This window comes from Pseudoalteromonas sp. SG43-6 (assembly GCF_014164365.1).
GTDB classification, from domain to species: domain Bacteria; phylum Pseudomonadota; class Gammaproteobacteria; order Enterobacterales; family Alteromonadaceae; genus Pseudoalteromonas; species Pseudoalteromonas rhizosphaerae.
This window is the reverse complement of sequence record NZ_JACJEZ010000021.1, coordinates 1-16,239: the sequence shown is the minus strand read 5'-3', so window position 1 is coordinate 16,239 and position 16,239 is coordinate 1. Positions and strand designations below refer to the sequence as shown.

At 37.2% G+C, this 16,239-nt stretch carries 13 protein-coding genes; 2 read left to right on the top strand and 11 right to left on the bottom strand.

Annotated elements, in window-relative coordinates:
• Positions 1-6: 6 nt before the first annotated feature.
• From H5201_RS10615 to H5201_RS10595, 5 genes are all read right to left on the bottom strand, one after another.
• A complete protein-coding gene (locus tag H5201_RS10615; protein ID WP_220497163.1) occupies positions 7-2,688 on the bottom strand; it encodes a DEAD/DEAH box helicase in 2,682 nt (893 codons plus the stop codon).
• A 173-nt stretch (positions 2,689-2,861) separates the two neighbouring features.
• A complete protein-coding gene (locus tag H5201_RS10610) occupies positions 2,862-3,158 on the bottom strand; it encodes a hypothetical protein (RefSeq protein ID WP_182717990.1) in 297 nt (98 codons plus the stop codon).
• Positions 3,159-3,186: 28 nt separating this feature from the next.
• The gene (locus H5201_RS10605) at positions 3,187-3,648 is read right to left on the bottom strand and encodes a GNAT family N-acetyltransferase (RefSeq protein ID WP_182717989.1); all 462 of its coding nucleotides are present in this window, start codon (positions 3,646-3,648) and stop codon (positions 3,187-3,189) included.
• A 373-nt stretch (positions 3,649-4,021) separates the two neighbouring features.
• Positions 4,022-6,436, bottom strand: coding sequence for a leucine-rich repeat domain-containing protein (locus H5201_RS10600; protein WP_182784549.1), 2,415 nt, complete (start codon positions 6,434-6,436; stop codon positions 4,022-4,024).
• Positions 6,437-6,721: 285 nt separating this feature from the next.
• Positions 6,722-7,420: an NrtR DNA-binding winged helix domain-containing protein gene (locus H5201_RS10595; RefSeq protein WP_182784546.1), complete on the bottom strand. Its 699-nt coding sequence runs from the start codon at positions 7,418-7,420 to the stop codon at positions 6,722-6,724.
• A gap of 186 nt (positions 7,421-7,606) precedes the next feature.
• Between H5201_RS10595 and prs the strand changes: the two genes are divergently transcribed.
• The gene (gene prs, locus H5201_RS10590; RefSeq protein WP_182784544.1) at positions 7,607-8,461 is read left to right on the top strand and encodes a ribose-phosphate diphosphokinase; all 855 of its coding nucleotides are present in this window, start codon (positions 7,607-7,609) and stop codon (positions 8,459-8,461) included.
• A 10-nt stretch (positions 8,462-8,471) separates the two neighbouring features.
• On the top strand, positions 8,472-10,067 hold the full coding sequence (locus H5201_RS10585; RefSeq protein WP_182784542.1) for a nicotinate phosphoribosyltransferase: 1,596 nt from the start codon (positions 8,472-8,474) through the stop codon (positions 10,065-10,067).
• A gap of 186 nt (positions 10,068-10,253) precedes the next feature.
• On the opposite strand, the gene H5201_RS10580 is transcribed toward H5201_RS10585, so the two are convergent.
• The 6 genes from H5201_RS10580 to H5201_RS10555 all read right to left on the bottom strand — a co-directional run bounded on the left by H5201_RS10580 (position 10,254) and on the right by H5201_RS10555 (position 16,046).
• A complete protein-coding gene (locus H5201_RS10580; RefSeq protein ID WP_182717986.1) occupies positions 10,254-10,727 on the bottom strand; it encodes a hypothetical protein in 474 nt (157 codons plus the stop codon).
• Positions 10,728-10,786: 59 nt separating this feature from the next.
• The gene (locus H5201_RS10575; protein WP_182717985.1) at positions 10,787-11,101 is read right to left on the bottom strand and encodes a hypothetical protein; all 315 of its coding nucleotides are present in this window, start codon (positions 11,099-11,101) and stop codon (positions 10,787-10,789) included.
• A 639-nt stretch (positions 11,102-11,740) separates the two neighbouring features.
• On the bottom strand, positions 11,741-12,310 hold the full coding sequence (locus H5201_RS10570) for a DUF6985 domain-containing protein (protein ID WP_182717984.1): 570 nt from the start codon (positions 12,308-12,310) through the stop codon (positions 11,741-11,743).
• A 544-nt stretch (positions 12,311-12,854) separates the two neighbouring features.
• A complete protein-coding gene (locus H5201_RS10565; protein ID WP_182719565.1) occupies positions 12,855-13,196 on the bottom strand; it encodes a DUF6559 family protein in 342 nt (113 codons plus the stop codon).
• Positions 13,197-13,600: 404 nt separating this feature from the next.
• Positions 13,601-15,484 carry a CocE/NonD family hydrolase gene (locus H5201_RS10560; RefSeq protein WP_259398791.1) on the bottom strand — a complete coding sequence of 628 codons (1,884 nt, stop codon included), beginning with the start codon at positions 15,482-15,484 and terminating at the stop codon, positions 13,601-13,603.
• Positions 15,485-15,662: 178 nt separating this feature from the next.
• Positions 15,663-16,046 (bottom strand): hypothetical protein, encoded by a 384-nt coding sequence (locus tag H5201_RS10555; RefSeq protein WP_182784540.1) that lies wholly within the window; start codon positions 16,044-16,046, stop codon positions 15,663-15,665.
• Positions 16,047-16,239 lie beyond the last annotated feature (193 nt).

Genomic DNA, 16,239 nt, shown 5'->3' with positions numbered 1-16,239 from the left:
TAAATATTAAGTCTTGTTGTTACTCATCTTCAACCGACTAACAATTGCTTGTATACAGGTATCTCTATCGACAACCCATAAGCCATAGCTTATGGGTAGCATTTCAATATTGGCACGACTAAATAGCTTATAGGTATCCAGTTCAAAGAAATCAGCCCAAGGTCCAGGGTAACCAATCAGATCGACAGCTAAGTAGCGGCCATGATAGCGGCATAAAATATCAACCTCGGTCCCCGCAACAGCATACCCAGGCCATGTTTCTATCTGCAATTTCATCAGCTCTTGTATTACATTGCGTTGAAAATCATCGACATCAGACAAACACGTATGAGCGGCTGCAAACTCACTTACCGAGCCTAAGTAACGTCTTAATAAATAATGTTCTGGTAACTGTGTTTCATCAATGGATAAAAATAAATGCTGTGCTTGTCTTGCCCGCGTTATAGTCACGTTAAAAACATCTGCTTTATTTAAATATACTGCCGCACGTTTTGCATCATTATCGACGGCAAAAGAGATCAACATAACATCGCGTTCCTCCCCCTGAAAACCAAAAGGAGTGGCGGCTCTGAGCTTATGTTTAATTATTTCAGCGTCACTAAAATTAGCGTCTATTTGCTTTGCTATAAAATCTGCTTGGCTTCGAAATGGCGAAACAATTCCGATACTGTGATAAACACCCGCTTCTCGATCATCACTCATTTGCTGTTTTATGCTCGCGATTACAGCGTTGGCTTCGAGCTGATTAACGCCATTTTTATCTCTTTCACCATTAACGCGATGGATAAATAAATGCCCACTGCTTGTACAAGGGCGATGCTGCATTACTTTTAATTTTGATTGATAAAAATAGCGGTTACTAAAATGAATTAACTCAGGTTTACTTCTAAAATGCTCATCTAAAAAGGCTAATTGCTGATCGCTATTGAGTGTATTTAATGTCAAATCTAAAATTGAATTATCACGATAACTAACAACCCCCTCACTCGAGAGTGATAGTTGATTCTTAGTGCGAAGCTGAGCCTCTTTTGATTTTGCTAAAAAAGAGTAATGCCTTAATTGCTTTGTATCGCCAACTACAAGCGCTCGTTTTGCACGATAAAGTGCTGGTAAACAACTGCTAATATTGCACTGTGTTGCTTCATCGATAATAACTAAATCAAACATTTGCGGCTTTAAGGGTAATACCCTATACAGCGAATTCAAACTCACTAACCACACAGGAAACGCCGCTAGCAATGATGAGTATTCTATATTATCAAACAGCTCAAACTGCCTTTTAGAAGTACGACTGCGAATAGCCTGATTAAACGCCTGCAGCGATTTACGCTGAGTGTTAACTAACGTTCGCAAATTAGTATTCTTTAACACGGTTAAATAACGACTAGCCAGCAGCTCTCTTTTTGTTTGTTGATCGTTAATTTCATCTAAAGCAGACCACTGTTTTGCAAGCTTTTTAATACTGCGCTGAGCCCACTTGAGATATAAATTGCTTAACCATTGAATGTCTTTATCTTCAAGCCTTTTAAGGCGTTGACCTCGGATTATCGCTTTGCGACAAAACTTATCAAACCGTTGCTCTAAATCATTAAGTAACACATTTTGTGCTTTTAGCTCTGATTCAAAAATAGCAGGGGCTTTTTCCTGCTCATCCGCTAAATAACCAGACAATAAGTCTGCAATATACGCTTTTAGATTTTTTAAAAACTCTTTTTGCCCAGCCCTGATTGATACTTCACTTAACGCAAAATTCTCATTCAATTTATCGGCAATCACATCAAGTGCCGGATCATTATTCGCGACAATAAGTACTGACTCACCTCGCGCCATGTGCTCTGCAGCAACTGCGGCAATGGTATAACTTTTCCCTGTACCTGGCGGCCCTGACACACAGCCTAAATGCGCATTAGCAGCAATCGAAATAACTTTCTTTTGTGGTGCTGACAATAAGCCTGGTAAGTAGTCATACTTTAACGACTTAGCCGTGTTCGGCGGCAAATCATTTGAAATTAAAGCATCTATAGGGGGCGAAAGCATCTTTGAGGCTATTATTTCTTCGAGCTCATGGATCACCCCTCGACTGCTGCTTGAACGTTCAACAAACACCAGCATAGAGGCAGGTAAAAGTGTCAAATTTTTACTTTTTAAGGCTTTTTTTATTTCGGCATAATTAACAAGCTCAGGATAATTTAAAAGTTCAAATACGTTTAGCGCTAATGGGCTTTGTTTTAATAATGAAGTCCAAAAATAAGCTGATTGAATATCGGCAGTTTCATCAAGAGGTTCTGCTTCTGGCATTAACAGTTGGGTGAGCGATTCATTAATTTCAGGTTGAGAGTCGATAACCGAAAAGTAATAATCATCATCTTTTTCTATCAAGGCTTCATTAAATAAGATAGGTGAAACAACTTGTTTTATCTCACCTTTGATCTCAAGCTTACCGACTAATATAAAACGCACATACAACAAAACACGTTCACGTTGATATACCTCAACACGCTTTATTATTGGCTCAGCAAACTCTTGAGGAATAGGCATTCGCGGTAAAAAACCTGAGCCTACATCATCCCTTCCTTCAAGCACAAAGCAGTCTTGTTTTTTTAATTTACTCAAATCCCATAGGTTTAAATCCGCGCTATCTTCTTTATAGCAATCGCGGTAATACGAAAGTACATTTTTACTACTCAAAATTTTATTCCATTTAGAAGATATTACTTTTTAATACCGTAAGCATCGAGATAATTAAGATAAATTTGGTCTTAACGTGTTGGAAACTACATTTCGTGACAATACGAAGTCAATTGCAACGTTTTGTTAAGCCTTTTCGATTGCACAGCCATAATCTAAGCTGTTATGTGCTTTTAACTGCACGATTCTAGAGCCTGCTCGAAATGATCTGCTAGCTCAACGTATTGGCTACCCCAGCCATTATCCATTGCAATTTCTTGCAAGGAGGCAGTAGGTAAGAACATGTTGACCATTTGCTCTGGGCTAGAAAGATACCCAGTAGACTTAACAGAGGCAAGGTTTGCTGAAACGACAACAAGTAGCTCTTCAGGTGTTTTACTACTGAACATTGATTCTTCTGAGTCACACAGAAAACTTTCAAGGTGTGTTAAAACCTTTTCCATGTTATCTTTCATTGCTTCAGTTTCCATAGAGCCCTATCGTCACATAACGTCGCAATCACGCGTGCATTGGCTTGTTAAGTTTGAGCTCCATAGGCTGATAAACCAAGCCTGCCGATTCGCCGATTTCGCCACTACGCTCAAACCCATAATTTTCATAAGCGGTCACTGAAGATAGCGACGCGCTAACGGTAACAGTTTCAACCTTCGCATGATTCAAGGCGGATATAAGCAGCTTTCTTCCAATACCACTTTTCTGTGATTCCGGCCGAATAAAAAGCATCGCAACATGGCGACCTTCCTTAAGCTCAATGACGCCCTCGACATTTTCGTTGTTCTCAGCAACCAGCATCAAGTTATCGCCTCTCATCCTATCGAGGAATGCATCGCGCGCAGCGATATTCGAAAAGGTTGTAATCCCCTCATCAGACAATGTGCTTGCAACAGACTGCAAAAAAGAGTCCATGCAAATTGCACTTACAGCTTCAAGGTCCTTCTCTTCCACCTTCCTGATGATCATCAATGTCCCCCAAGAACATAACAACTTATTCAAAGGATCTAAACCCGCGAGTTGCAGACAGAAAACCCTTTGATTTTTTTGATACTTTCAGTCTAACTCTGTATCTAAATGTAAATCAAGAGATTTATATTTGTTGTTTTTTGTTGTTGTAAAATACAAGAAATACCCCCGCGCATTGTTGAAAAAAACGATTTATAAATGCAAGAAAATAAAGCAGCTAAAGATGCGCAAAGCGTTAAGATGGGTGTCACTTTTGTGCTCTGGTGTTCTCCTTAGAAAAAGAACACCATGCAGAAGTAACGTCAGTTTTTAAATTTGGCTATTACCGAACGGTTAAGCTTTGTATATTAACTCAGCTAACTCTTTTTTCATCTTAGTAGTAATCGGCACTAAAAAGAAAAGAAAACTTTTCATGACTGAACTCATCTTTAAGTTTCGTGTAATTGGGTGTGATCAAATTTTGATAGGTTTTAGATGATATGTTACTACCACTAAATTTAGAAATGAAGTATTTCACCTCTTTCAACTTTAGTTTCTGAAAATATTCAGGAATAGCATGTTCAAACGTACAACCATTAATTCCTAAATACTGTAGATGTTTTAAATCAGCAATCCATTTAGGGAAATCGACAAAATGTATCCTTTCCAAATAGAGGGTTTCTAAATTAGAAAACTCTTTAACATACTCTGGGAGTTTCTCAATTTTATGTTTTGGGTTAAAATCGATAAGATCCAAGCTGATTAAACTTTCTGGTATGGTTGTAATATCGTTGCCTACGCCCATTAAATGAAGGCGCTGTAAAGCTGTAAATTGATTAAGCTGAGCATAAGCCTTTTTATCAAAAGAGTAGCATAACGTAATCTCTAAATCTTTTAGTTTGGGAGCCTCTAAAGCTGCTAAAGACGATAGCTCTGTACGCGATAGGGAAAGCTTTTCTAAATGAGGAAGCTGTACAGCAGGGAAATCTTTTATAATTTGGTTATTTTCTATTGAGAGCGCTTGTAAATTAGGCATCTGCTGAAGCAATTCTTTTACATTTTGCGCTTTATAATAGCCTAATTCTAATCCTTTTAATTGAGCAGCAGGGTGCACATTAAGTGCAGCTTCGCTTTCTTTTTGATTTTCTATAAACAGTTTTTCTAATTGAGGACAGTATTTTAAAACATCTTTTATAGCCGCTGTTGACCAAATAACCTGTAGTTTTTTTAAGTATTCTGGCTTAGGAAAATAGGACGAATAATCTGTTGTAGGGGCTGATGTTTCATTATATAAAGATATATCTAAGCTAGCGGCAACAATCTTACTAAAAAATCCCACCATATTAGAGATGCTCAACGTTTGAAATAAAGCTTTTTCAGTTTGTATTAATTTTTCTCCAGGAACAAGCTCCTTAATACTTAGAATGTAGAGGTTATTGATCTTTTGAGGAAGTTTATCACTTTCAATGACTAAGTTAGGACATCGTTGAATTTCTAAAGAGTCTAGCAGGTCCATATTTTTTAGATTTTCAGGCAACTTTTCTATATCAGAATTCCATATTTTTAGAGTAGATAAGTTCGGGCAAGCACCAATATTTGTCAATAATGAACCATATTCGTTCACTCCAAAACACGCAATAGTTTCTAACGCTGGTAAACTTTCAAAACCTGAAGGATAGTTAGAAAATTCTTCAATACGATAGAGTTCTATTTCCTTTAAATGTGGAAAGCTTTCAGGATGTTGTAGTATATAAGCCAGGTAGCTTGCTCGATAAAGCATCAATTTAGAAACTTGTAGAGCTGCACCAGTATTTATGATTTGTATAGAACCATCTAATTGGATAACACCTATATTTGGCATAAATACACAGGTATCATCAACTTCTTTAATTTTTGGCAAATACCTAAACTGTACTTTTTTTAGTGTTTTTAAGTGATGGAGGTTATCGGGAATTTTGGTAAGATTAGGACAATCAAAAACTTCTATTTCTTCTAATTCTTTCAAGGAAGAAAGATCCGGTAAGGTTTTTAAATTTTCTAAATCCTCCAATTCCAATATTTTAATAGAAGTTGGAAGTTTTAATTGATCAATACTTGTGGTGGTTAAGCCTTCTAATTTTAAGGTTTCAAGGTTGCTCAGTTGCTGCAAGTCGGTTGGCATTTCTAAGGTTACCGTTTCTCCTTCTTTAGTCTGATCAATAGTGAGCTCCTTAAGTTGCTTTAATTGACTGAAATATTCTGGAAACTGTTGTAAATATGGGGTTTTTAGCGATATGACTTCTAAGTCCTTAAAGTTACTGAAAGAATCAGGGAGTACTGTATACGGCCCTTTAATGTCAAGCGTATTTATTCCACTTAATGTTCCTAATTCTTCTGGAATACCACTTGCAAATACATTAGTTATGTACAAACCAGTTATGCCTTGAAGTCGTAAAATAATAGAAGGGTCTTTACTTATTTTTTTAGCCACGCTTTCTTCACTTAAAAAGAAGCGTGTATAGCCCAGCATATTGTATAGCTTGCCAATAGGAAAATCTGGATCTATAGCTGCAAAATGCACAAGCGTACTGATGAGTTTTCCGGTATCATCTAATTTTTCAGGAAGCTTATTACGGGTTTTAAATGCTTTGATTTGTGCTTTGCTAGCATGTTTGGTTAAGATTTCTGAAATTTCTTGTACAACTTCTTTATTTCTGTAGAGTTTACCTATTATGAAAAGTTCATAAAGGCTATCCTGTGGATAGTTACTACTATCTTGAAGGTACTTGTAGTAAGAAGCTATATGCTCTATATTAAATTTCATTGTCATTTTATTTCTCCGAATTGAATAACTTTTCAATGTAGTCTGAAAGACTTTGATTCACTTCACTATAAATCATGTAAATGATCTTCCCTTGAAACTCAAGACACCTAGCTTGCCTATTTATACCTAGTTTTAAACTCTTCAGGGGACTGATGGCCAAGATGGTTGTGCAGTCGAACTCGATTTTAAAATACTTCAATATAATCAAACAAGTCTGAGCTAGTACATACTCATATAAGCAGGAATAAACTAACGCTCTTATAAATTAGACGAGGAGCGCTTCACCTTATATTAAACACTCAAGTTACGTTCAAAGTTAATAATATCCACATCGGGTTTAACTTTGTAGACTTGCGCTAAGCGGCCACCAGACTTCACTTTTTCATCGACTTTTTCAAACATATCCGCAGCTTCTATTCGCCTAATAATACTCTTTCGCTGTACTGATTTACCAAGAATAGTTTCAATGACTAACTTAAACTGCCCAACAGTAAAGTGCTCTGGTAAACAATATACTGGGATCATTGAATAAAGCGCTTTCTGTTTTAACCGCTCTTTTGCTTGTTCAATTATAAACTTATGATCAAAAGCGACGGGGAATTCAGTTAGTTTATTTAGATCTATCCATTTTGCATCATCAACAGTTGCTATATGAGTTGATACTTGCGCCTCTGCAATTAATGCAAAATAAACCAAAGTAACACTAAAACCTCTGGGATCTCGGTTAACTCCTGAATACGTTTGTAATTGCTCTAAATACTGAGGGGCAACACTGGTTTTTTCTTTAAGTTTACGCAGCGCAGTCATGCCAACATTGTCATCAATATCAATATTTACAAATCCGCCAGGGAGCCCCCATCTACCAGCAAAAGGCTCGCTTGCACGCTTTACCATTAAAACCTTTAAAGCGCCCTCTTTTACTGTGAACAGTACACTGTCGACTGTAAATAAAGGGTTTTTATATTCAGTAATATCGTAATGATTAGCCACAATATGCTCACGCTAATTTAATGTCTTAATGACACAATAAATCAAACACTTCTCAATTTCAACCTATAGCACAATTATACACTTAGCATAAGTTCAGTAATTTAGTTTAAAAAATAGCTTGAATATAATGAGTACATTTGATAACTTGTTTGTGTCACTAGGACACAAACATTTAAAGGACAAAAAATGAAAGTATTTAGCTATGACTCAACAGGAAGTAAATCGTTAATCGATTATGATAATTTCACTTTTTCTGGTGGTGAAGAACATGTCAGATTTAATACCGCTAATTTTTCAGACTCTAAAAAAATAGAGATTTTTGAACGACTAACCAACTCTTCAAACATGGTTAGATTAATGATTGCTGTCGATGCGTTAAAAAGATTAACAAATGAAAGTACACCTATTGAACTTGTTATTCCTTACTTTCCTTATGCACGTCAAGACAGAGTATGCGTTGAAGGTGAAGCATTAGGTGCTGCTGTTATGGCTAATTTTATTAACAGCTTAAATTTTTCTAAAGTCACTATTTGGGATGCTCATAGCGACGTATCTCCCGCTTTAATAAATAAAGTGACTAATATTGAACAAATTTCGCTGCTCACTCGATGCGAAGTGCTAAGCCAACGTTTATCGCGAGGCGAACTGACTCTTATTTCTCCAGATGCAGGGGCGAGCAAAAAAACCATTAAGATTTCAGAAAAATTCAATGGAGTACCTGAAGTCATCCAAGCGCAAAAAGTCAGAAACTTAAAAACAGGCGAAATAATTAAAACCGAAATTGTTGGCGATGTAAAAGGTAAAAGTGTACTAATTGCTGATGATATTTGTGATGGCGGCAGAACATTTATCGAGCTTGCCAAAGTGCTAAAAAGTCATGGTGCAGTTGAAGTATCTCTTTTTATTACCCATGGTATTTTTTCAAAAGGACTGGATGTTTTTGAAGGGCTAATAGACAAAATTTACACCACTGACTCATTTAAACCTGCTAATGAATTTAAACACAGTAACAATATTAATTTAGAAATTATTGAGATGTAAGGAAAACACCATGACTATTACAGCTGCAAGTATGCAAAAAGATGTTTATAAAGAATTCCATAGCCGCGCTTATCACCCTGACGTAAGTGAAGTATATGCAAATTTCACATCACGAAGCGGAAAACTAAGTAACATAGAAAACAACGATAAAGTGGCGTTTGTTGGCTTACAGTACTTTATTAAAAGCTACCTTTTAGAGGAATGGAATGAGTTTTTCAAAACAGATAAGGCTACAGCAGTCGCTAATCACCAACGTATTATGAGCGCAATGCTTGGCTATACCGTTGACGTAAAATATTTAGAAGACTTACATGACTTAGGCTATTTACCATTAAAAATAAAAGCATTACCAGAAGGAACCCTAGTTCCTTATTTAGTTCCACCTATGACAATCGTCAATACTAAAACTGGTTTTCAATGGCTAACAAATATGATTGAAACTGTACTTAGCTGTGAAAATTGGCCAATACAAACAAGTACCACAACCTCTGTTGCCTACCTCAAAGTATTTAAGGAGTTTGCACAAAAAACAGGCATGCCTATGGAGTTTGTTCCTTTTCAAGGGCATGACTTTAGCTTTAGAGGGATGTTTGGTAAACATGCAGCTGCTATGAGTGGCTTTGGTCATTTAGCGTCAGGACTTGTAGGCACCGATACCATCCCTGCCGTTTTGTTTGCTGAGAAATATTACGGCGCTAATGTTGATAATGAGCTTGTTGGCTGCTCTGTTGATGCAACAGAACACTCGGTTACGTGTTCGTGGATCATGGAAGGTGAAGTTGAGTTCTTCAAATATTTGATGCAAGAGCAATCGCCAAAAGGAATTTTAAGTGTTGTTTCCGACACGTGGGACTTTTGGACATTAGTAACTGATTACCTACCGCAATTAAAAAACGAAATTATGACCCGCGACGGTACCTTAGTTATACGTCCAGACTCAGGTGATCCAGTAAAAGTACTCACAGGCTACACTATTTCACCGATATCTGATTACCGTGAATTATTCGCCACTCAAGATGAAGCTGAAAAAGATGTCTTACAAAAAGGTTTTGAGGCATATCGTTTTAATGGCCAATATTTTGGCTTTGAAGGTAACAACACCGTTGAATTGATGGAATGTGAAGTAAAAGGGCTTATTGAATGTTTATGGGATATATTTGGTGGCACAACAACACCAAAAGGCTACAAGCTACTTGATGAACACATTGGCGCTATTTATGGTGATGCTATAACGCTAACCCGTCAACGCCAAATTTTACAAAGGTTGATGGATAAAGGCTTTGCATCAAAAGTCGTACTAGGCATTGGCTCTTACAGCTATCAATACGTAACTCGCGATACACATGGCTCCGCAGTAAAAGCAACAAGCGTAGTAAAAGCAGGTGAACGCTTAGCTATTTTTAAAGATCCTAAAACTGATTCAAAGAAAAAATCAGCGAAAGGACTCTTAAAAATAGAGCGAGTCAATGGTGAGCTTACCTTGTTTGATGACGTAACCGAGCAAGAAGAAACACAAGGGTTACTAGAGGTTGTTTTTGAAGACGGTAAATTAATAAAAGAAACCAGCTTAAATGAAATTAGAGAGTGTATAAACCAACAAATTTAAACCACAGCTGGGGTTTAAGAGGTAATGTTCAAAATCGTTATATGAATAAACCTTACCTTGAACTGTCAGATTTGGTTAGTGGGATTCAATCAAATCTGACAGTCGCATATGCGTCATTTCGGTCATTCAAACAAAAAGTAGCAAAAAGCAAGATGCTACCTCATACCCCTTGTTAGCAGCTCTTTGTTATGGCTTGCCGCGTAGAATGCTTTGTAACAGTTCATAATTACGCCCCACCAAATTACCTACTTGGGGAATGGATGCCAAAAACTCTGAGTTCAATCTAAGCTTGGCTCTAAACTCTTCATGTACAATACAGTCATCTATAAAAGGCCCTGCAGAATTTGCGTTTATACCGCAGTAAAATGAGATCGCATACATCGCTGCAAACGCAATGTCGGGATTTTTGCTACCTGTCATTTTAACGAGAATATATTGAGCAACTGCTCCGTACTGAGGACATAAAATACTGACCAAGCAGCCCTGCCATTGAAGACTTCTGTTTTGCGATACTTCGCTAAGTGTTTTCCAATCTTGCTCGTCAAATTTTTCGATAAGCTTTTCAGCCATTTCGGACTCCCCGCCATCACACCAATCCATTGATTCGTGATCGCTCTTGTTAAGGAAATCATCTAATTTTTTGAATGCAGTGGATGTCATATCGTTCTCAAAAAGCCTCAACGCCTTGCTCAGCTGCATTTTTGGAGTGGAGCAATTTGTTAAATATTAATATTTTTCAATTTGCACCGATTTAATACTTTTAAGTATTTTTCGTTTTCTGTTGTGTTTTCGTTTATTAGAATTTCGTGCATCCATTCGCAATCAGTATCTCTTAAAAACGTTTCATAACCATTCATTTTCAAAAGTGAGCTTATATCGAATTTAGCTTCTCCTCCTCCACTTGCGACACCTCTGCCAATGACTTCACCTGCTCGAAAATAATATTTATTATCACTTTCTTCCAACATTAGGTAGTGAATTTCTGGTGGGTTTCTATCAAGATGTTGCACTTCTGAAACCAAATGTGTAGCCATAGTTTATTCCACTGTAATATTTAACAAGCCTTTAGATTAACTCGTTTTTAATTTATGTTTATTGATGGTTAAACCATAGCTGAGCTCCTATTTTGATTCAATCGTTTACTTCTATTTCATGTGAAATATAAAAAGAGGATTTGCTGTTGCTTTAATTGCCGTTTTGGAAGGTATTACAGGTGTTTTAAGAAGGATTTTATGTAGATACCCACTTTAATTTATCTCTCAAAATTGAACCACAAAACTTGCCGTGTAGCTAAAAACCTAAATATTTCCACGCTTAAAATACTTATAAAAACTGATTATCGGAATCAAAATTTTAATTACAGACAGCCAAATAATTGCATTGTTGCAGTGTGAATGTTTAATTAATGATATTCAGCGCTAGGCTAATAACTTTCACTGTTACTAAGGTTCGCTCGTCGTTTCCAGCCTAAGCTTTCACAATAGCTCGTCTGTGAAGATAGTCGACCGACTGCACCATGGAATACACGAGTAAACTGCGTTATCAGTTTTAACCAGTTCTCAGGGCTAATATTGACTCGATCTAGTACAGGATCAGTGTGTTTAACTTAAAAGTAGGAGTCATACCAACTCCCGGCTCAACTGCCGAGGTCAGATTACAACCGCTTGTTAGTGCTATTCCGCTGCATATGTTTTGACGATATTGCCATAATAAATATACTTATCCATGGATTTATCCGCGTAAGCATCAGAGTTATTTATGTGTCCACAACCCCCAACTTTAGCTAGATTCTTCCCGTCCTTAAAAGATATAGAAATCCCATGTTCAATCTCCCAATCGCATCCACCTGTAAATTGACAGAAAAATTCCTCAGTTATAGAGCTTCTGCTAATTGATAAAGATGATATATGTACGAACTCAAATATATCATCTTCATTCTCCTGAGCTGGCATATCTTCAAGGCACTCTTCTCCGACGTCTAAGACAAAGTCTCTATAGTATGCGAATAGGTGCTCCTTGAGATATTCTCTGTCATCTTTGTCCAGAGCCAATGTATTATTTAGTGTTTTCTCTAATTCAGATTTGAATTCATCTAATTCTTGATCATTGAAATCAAGTCTTATCTGAAGCTTTGAGTTGTTCAGAAAAGGGATCGATAATTCCGAAGAAAGCCAATCATACCAGTCTTCATCGTATTCACTTTTCACTTTAGTAAAAACTATGTTTCCGATCGCTAATTTCATACGATTTCTCACGAAGAACTAACGAGCCTGTAGAATTACTCGTTTTTAATTTATTTTTATTGATGCATTAACCATAGCCGAGTTCCTATTTTGATTCAATCGTTTACTTCTATTTCATGTGAAATATAAAAAGAGGATTTGCTGTTGCTTTAATGGCGTTTTGGAAGGTATTGCAGGTGTTTGAGTGGCTTATTTGAGGTGGTAATGGCTCACACTAATTAGTGCGTCGTGTTTTGCAGTTTTTCTAGATTATGAACAAGGCAATACAGTTGCCGCAGAATGATGTGAAGGCATTCACTTCTATTTATCCACGTAAGGGCAACTGTTTATGCTTTTACCAATAATGAAGCCAGCAGCCTTGAATAATGCCATGATCAGGTTAACTGATGAATGTCTCGGCTCTGGCATCCTGCTTCGCTCTACCTTCTAAATCCATTTAGTCGAAGTGCCTCAGCGATCCCAAAAGGATACGGGAAAAAACTGGCTGCGATGAAATCACAATAAGAGATTACTGCGTAACGCGCCTATATGTGTTGTGCATAAATCAGTCACCGCCACCAGAGTCGCTGCTAGAAAAACCTCCATCACCCCCTCCGCCATAATGTGAAGAACCAAATAGAGCACCAAAAAGCCCAACTCCAGTTACGGAAGTAATTGTATTGTTCATTGACTCGCTAGATTCATTAACAGGTGTATTAGCTTTGAAAGTTGCAACATCACAATACATTAAATATGCATAATGAATATGCCTTTTATCAAAGCCCATTTCATCAATGGTTTTATCAACTTGACCTTTGGCATACGTTGCTGAACCGCCATACCTTTTAGCTAATGCGGGACGAAGTTTGTATTTATACTTTCGAATCGTTGAATTTTTACCAAACATTGTTGAAACTCCCTTTACGCCTAACGTCTTATTGAACACCATTTTGGTGGCTTATAACACCTCAAAACGGCCTATATTACATACTCTGATAATTCTATTAATAATTACCTTTGTAAACAAGTAATTAAAATAGCTAAAATCAAGGCTTGTTATTTTGCATCAAAACAGCAGTGAATAATGTTATCGGGCAAAATTAAAATATTTATGGCGGTGGGGCTAAATTTAACTTATACCAATATCTGCATACAGCTCACAACTGTCTATCAGATGAAATATAAACCGGTGTGTCAAAACTTTAAGATCAGGTAGGTGCTACTACAGTTAATAACCACCAGCTGATAAACATATTTATCAGCTGGCAATTATTATTTGTTTCTCATTCAAGAGCAGTAGCTACAATTTAACTAGTGCCCTATAACTTTAAATGAAATCGAACTTGGGTATTGCTCACTATGGTAAAGTTTATGTTGCGCTTTTACGAAATCTTCAGCCTTGGCTTTAAAGATATTATCAACATACTTTTGTGGGTTCATATCCATAAATGGAAACATGCTACTTTGAACTTGAATCTGTAACTTGTGCCCGCGTTTAATGGTATGTAAAACATCCAGTAATTCAAAATTAACTAAAGTGGGTTTATTTGCCTCAAATGGTTTGGGCTCACTCATGCTGTCTCTAAAACGACCACGAATAATGCCCCATCTAACTAATTCGTGGCGGTTACCTGTGGCTTCATCAACTTTGTTAGTGGATTCATCCATACCAGGAAATACATCAACTAGTTTTACTACAAAGTCCGCTGCACTTTGGCTGGTAGAAACATACAAGTTTAGATCTATAGCACCTGCAATAGTTTGATCTTCTTTAGCTACATCACTATTAAATACTAATACATCGGTACGTCGAGCTGTAAAACGCTGATCTTCAGCCATATAAGGTCGATCCCAACCTCGACTTGTATGTGCAGAGTGTGGCACGGGTTTATTAGGGTCGCTAATATAATCGCTCGAACCACCTTGCTTATCTGTTGAAGTTAATAATTGCTCGTTGTTACCAAGATAAAGCGTCACATCGCTCGTTTCTTTTGGCGGCCAAGTATCAAACTCACGCCATCTGTTGGCACCCGTTTCAAAAATCGTCGCTTTCGCTAAAGACGCTTCTTTAGTGCCTTTTAAATTATGCTTAAAAAATGGCAGTAATATATGCTCTTGGAACCACTCACTGGTATCAAAGCCAAAATTAGCTTCGCCCATTTTGTCGCCTTCTCCGCGATTCCACTGACCGTGATACCAAGGGCCCATAATGATATGTACATTATCTTTTTTATTGTGCTTAGACATTTTTTGATAGGTCGCTAATGGCCCATACAAGTCTTCAGTGTCATACCACCCGCCGACAATTAGTGTCGCTGGCTTTACATTATCAAGATGTTGCAAAACATCACGCTTTTGCCAAAACTCATCATAATTAGGATGCTCAGTTAATTCATTCCAAAAAGGACGCTCGCCATTAAAATATTTTTTATTTACGTTTGAAAGCGGGCCTAATTTACGGAAAAATTCATAGCCATCGGGTGTTGTAGAATCCATTCCTTCAGGCCAATAAGCAAACTGACCTTCCCGTTGTTTATCAAAGGTATCGAAAAAGATAAATGCCATTGGTGTTGAAAAAGCTCCGTTGCGATGAAAGTCATCATAAAACCAGTTAGCAATAGGAGCCTGTGGTGAAATCGCTTTTAATGCTTTGTGACTATTAATTGCAGCCACCGACGTGTAGTAACCAGGATAAGAGGTACCCCACATGCCTACTTTGCCATTGTTGTTTGGGATATTTTTAACTAGCCAGTCAATGGTATCGTAAGTATCGGTTGCATCATCAACCGCTTTACCACCTTTGTCTCCGGCATCTTGAGGACGCATATTTACATAGCTACCCTCAGACATAAACTTACCGCGAACATCTTGAAAAACAAAAATAAACCCTTCTTCTTCAAAAATCTCACTGGGCCCTAACTTGGCTTTATACTTATCTACACCATAGGGAGCAACACGATACGGCGTGCGTTGCATCATGATTGGATATTTACTTGATTTATCATAAGGTACATAAACCGCTGTAAATAATTTAGTACCATCGCGCATTGGTATTTGGTACTCGTATTTAGCATAATGAGAGCGAATATATTCAGCTCTTTTATCTTCCTGCTTATTTTCTTCTGCTTGTATGAAGCTTGCAAAAATTAAACAGCAAAATAACCCTATAAATTTTGTCATTTTATTATTTTTCATAAAGTACCTTCATAGTTAGTTTAACTATGTTTTTATTGATGAATTTTCAATCTAAACTTACTATAGCCAAAAGTGTGATGCCATAACAACGCGCTAAAGTAGGCTAAATCAGCGATAAAAGCCGATAACCTCTGAAAAATAAAGCCTTTAAGCACTAGTGACTCTTTAATCAAACTAATTATTCAGTCGGTATTATTAAAACAGCTACTTTGCCCTCAGAACCTGCAAATAAAAAACGAGCATTACTGGCGCTTAATGTAAAATAACCGGTATTATCATATTTTGGATTAGCAAGTGGTTGCCACGTATTTCCTTGATCGTATGAAATGTCACTGCCTGTTTTACCCGTTGCAATGCAAGCGAATGCGTTACATGCCATCGCACTTCTTAGTCCACGGTCACCCGATTTAACATGTTTCCAACGATTTTTTATAACGTCATACCGTGCCATATTTGGATAGTTTTTGTCACGTTGCAGGTAATCACCACCAACAACAAATAAATCATCATCACTATTCAAAGCCAGACCATAACCACCAGCAGTATCCGCGCTACGATACAAAGGAACACTTTTCCTTAGCCAAAATAGTCCACCATCATTTGAGTGATAAACAGAAGCCGACTTTCCACCCTAAGGGATCCCCAAAAATAATTATTAAGTTTCAATTACATCACTCACATCCATATTTTTCCAATCGATTTGCACTACTACCTGTACGAAATAGGCTAGTCCTTCCAAATAATCTCGCCGTCGC

Bases quoted from the DNA above. Each gene is read 5' to 3' on its own strand.
- H5201_RS10610 (WP_182717990.1), bottom strand. From the start codon at position 3,158: ATGGAAACTGAAGCAATGAAAGATAACATGGAAAAGGTTTTAACACAC.
- H5201_RS10605 (WP_182717989.1), bottom strand. From the start codon at position 3,648: ATGATCATCAGGAAGGTGGAAGAGAAGGACCTTGAAGCTGTAAGTGCA.
- H5201_RS10600 (WP_182784549.1), bottom strand. From the start codon at position 6,436: ATGACAATGAAATTTAATATAGAGCATATAGCTTCTTACTACAAGTAC.
- prs (WP_182784544.1), top strand. From the start codon at position 7,607: ATGAAAGTATTTAGCTATGACTCAACAGGAAGTAAATCGTTAATCGAT.
- H5201_RS10585 (WP_182784542.1), top strand. From the start codon at position 8,472: ATGACTATTACAGCTGCAAGTATGCAAAAAGATGTTTATAAAGAATTC.
- H5201_RS10580 (WP_182717986.1), bottom strand. From the start codon at position 10,727: ATGACATCCACTGCATTCAAAAAATTAGATGATTTCCTTAACAAGAGC.
- H5201_RS10575 (WP_182717985.1), bottom strand. From the start codon at position 11,101: ATGGCTACACATTTGGTTTCAGAAGTGCAACATCTTGATAGAAACCCA.
- H5201_RS10570 (WP_182717984.1), bottom strand. From the start codon at position 12,310: ATGAAATTAGCGATCGGAAACATAGTTTTTACTAAAGTGAAAAGTGAA.
- H5201_RS10565 (WP_182719565.1), bottom strand. From the start codon at position 13,196: ATGTTTGGTAAAAATTCAACGATTCGAAAGTATAAATACAAACTTCGT.
- H5201_RS10560 (WP_259398791.1), bottom strand. From the start codon at position 15,484: ATGAAAAATAATAAAATGACAAAATTTATAGGGTTATTTTGCTGTTTA.